Annotated in this window: 2 protein-coding genes; both read left to right on the top strand. The window is 49.7% G+C overall.

Features of this window, described 5'->3' with window-relative positions:
- Nucleotides 1-16 precede the first annotated feature (16 nt).
- A complete protein-coding gene (ggt, locus tag ACUVJL_RS12560; RefSeq protein ID WP_445246152.1) occupies nucleotides 17-1,744 on the top strand; it encodes a gamma-glutamyltransferase in 1,728 nt (575 codons plus the stop codon).
- 487 nt (nucleotides 1,745-2,231) lie between these two features.
- Nucleotides 2,232-3,136, top strand: a 905-nt coding sequence (locus ACUVJL_RS12555) for a choice-of-anchor L domain-containing protein (RefSeq protein ID WP_445246151.1), incomplete at its 3' end; no start/stop codon positions are given.

The raw sequence follows: 3,136 nt of genomic DNA, 5'->3' as shown, positions 1-3,136 counted from the left end.
TAGAACCGGGGGGAAAATGTTTTCAAAGTTAATGGGTAAAGTGCGAATTTATACTTTTTTCCTAACAGTCTTGGTTTGCGGCGCCTGCCAGCAGCAGCTACAGCCAAACTTGCAGCAGCAGCGCAGCAAACAGGGGATGGCAGTTTCGGCTCACCCTCTGGCGAGCGCTGCGGGGCTGGCCCTGCTGCAACAGGGGGGCAATGCAGTGGATGCGGCGGCTGCTACGGCTTTGGCGATTTCGGTGGTGGAGCCTTTTTCGGCGGGTATCGGCGGCGGGGGTTTTTTGCTGCTGCGACGGGCCGAAACGGGGACTGTGCAAGCGCTGGATTTCCGGGAACGAGCTCCGAGAAGGGCCGCGCGGGATATGTACCTCGACAAGCAAGGCAAAATGCGCCAAAGGGCAAGTCTGGACGGGCATTTGGCGGCGGGGATTCCGGGCACTGTGGCTGGACTTTATACGGTGCAACGCGAGTATGGTAGGTTGCCTTGGGCACAGGTGGTGGCGCCGGCGATCGCCCTGGCTGAAAATGGCTTTCCGGTAAGTTCGCGGTTTACCACGGCTGCCCGGCGACGACAGGATGCAATCAAAAAAAACCCGGCGACGCGGGAGGTTTTTACTCGTGGTGGCATTTTATACCAGCCGGGGCAGCTTTTGGTGCAGCGGGATTTGGCGCGGACATTGCGGCAGATTGCTGACAATCCGCAAAGTTTTTATACCGGGGACATTGCACGGGCGATCGCCGCCGACATGGCTAAAAACGGCGGCATAATCACTCTCGAAGATTTGAAAAACTATACGCCGATTTGGCGAAATCCGGTTTGTGGCAACTTTCGCACTTACGCAATTTGCGCGATGTCGCCTCCTTCTTCCGGCGGCGTTCATTTGTTGCAAATCTTAAATATTCTGGGAGATACCGATCTCAAGAGGTTGGGGAGGCAAAGTCCAGATACGCTACATTTACTCGCGGAGAGCATGAGGATTGCTTATGCTGACCGGGCCCAATATTTGGGCGATCGGGATTTTGTGAGGGTACCGGTCAAAGCTCTGACTAGCAGCAATTATGGAAAATTGAGACGATCGCAAATCCAAATGTCAAAAGCTAGACCTTCGGGGGAGGTAAAAGCTGTTGACGCTGAAACTTTGAGCCGCTTTGTGTGGGAGTCTCCCGAAACTACCCACCTCACGGTAGTTGACAAACAGCGCAATGTTGTATGCTTAACGTTTACGGTGAATGGCGGTTTTGGGGCTGGAGTCGTGGCGGTGGGTACGGGAATTTTGCTCAACAACGAGATGGATGATTTTGCAGCGGCCGCGGGAGTGCCGAATTTGTTTGGTTTGGTGGGCGGGGACGCAAATTCGATCGCCCCGGGGAAGACTCCTTTATCGAGCATGACGCCGGTCATCGTGACAGAAAATGGCAAATTTCGCCTCGCAGCAGGGGCTCCCGGAGGCAGCACGATTATTACCACGGTGCTGCAAATTGTGCTTAATGTGTTGGTTTACGACATGAATGTCGGCGATGCTGTGTCTGCACCTCGGGTGCATCATCAGTGGCAGCCCGATCGCCTGATGGTGGAACGGGGAGGTTTTGAGGCTGCGACGCTTTCGGAGTTACGGCGGCGGGGACACCAGATTGTCGAAAGTGACGGCTGGGGTAATGCCAATGCGATCGTCCTGAGTGCGGATGGTTGGTTGGAAGGGGCTGCCGATCGGCGCGGGGAAGGAGAAGCAAGGGGGTTTTAGTCATCAGTCAGTCGATTAGAGATTATAGATTTTAGACAGGGGCGAGATCAAGGCGACTCGAGGATTTTAGATTTACTCCACAGATGAATCTGGGATCTTGAACAAGAGTCTAAAATTTTTATCTCTCCACGACAGGAGTCGGGGGCTTGAATCCGTTTTTGGGCGGGCTCATCTTTCATCAGTTGTTAGTCATTAGTCATGTTGGCGATCGCCAACCCTATCAAAACCCGGTTTCTTTGGTGGGCAGTGCGTAAGTCTTGAAATTACTAGCCTCTGTACGTATATTTTTGCATCCGTATTATTGCGGTATTATTCCGCTGAGGTTTATTGGCAGACTAACTGCGAATAATTACCAAAAAACTTCACACAAAAAGCGTAAATTAACAATCAATGTAAAGTTCTTGTAAAGGCCCTAGACATTGATTGTTATGTAATGTAAAAATGAAGTTGTGAATTGAACCAGGCTTGTATTTTTAAAGACAAAATCATGAGAATTACTCACAAAATTGCTGCCTTAACTGCTACATTAACTAGTGCTCTGAGCTTGTTCGCAGCACCAGCAATGGCATTTTCGGTAGGGGCAAATAATAATATTCAGACTTTAACAAATAATTTGTTGGGATCTCATACAGGGTTGAGTAATTTTTCTTTTTCAATGACGGGTGATCCGGCTGCTTCTGGTATTTTCACTAATGACCCCTTCGGTTTGATATCGGGTGTTGTTCTGAGCAGTGGTAAAGTCACCGATATACCGGGTCAGAATCGGAGAGATAACGAAAATTTTGGTGGCAGCGATGTAAGCACGGACTTTGGGGTCTTGGGTGAAGTGGGGGATTTGACTGAGTTAACCTTCAGCTTTTTTGCTGATTCTACGGCTGAAAAGTTGTTCTTTCAATATGTATTTGCTTCTGAGGAGTTTCTTGAGTACGGCGGTTCTAAATATAATGACCAATTTGAACTGCTGCTGAACGGCACTAATTTGGCCAAATTGAGCGACGGAAATACAGTTACGATTAATAATCTTGTTCCCCAGCAAAATAATCGCTCTACAGATCACCCAGACTATATTAACAACCCAAGCTGGGTAGGTATTGCTGCTAACATCATTAAGCTGGACGGTTTTACTAAAGTTTTAGGTTTTGAGGGTTTGCTCAATAAAAATCAGACGAATGTTCTCAGCATCCGCATTAAAGATGTGGGCGATGGCAGGTTAGATTCTGCTGTATTTATTAAAGGCGGTTCTGTGGGAACGGCACCACCTGAGCCGGTTCCCACACCAACGACAACACCTGAGCCGGTTCCCACACCAACGACAACACCTGAGCCGGTTCCCACACCAACGACAACACCTGAGCCGGTTCCCACACCAACGACAACACCTGAGCCGGTTCC

It is taken from the genome of Microcoleus sp. OTE_8_concoct_300, from assembly GCF_031383065.1.
Taxonomy (GTDB): domain Bacteria; phylum Cyanobacteriota; class Cyanobacteriia; order Cyanobacteriales; family Microcoleaceae; genus Microcoleus.
The sequence above is the reverse complement of the archived record's forward strand: the minus strand, read 5'-3'. Positions and strand labels throughout refer to the sequence as shown.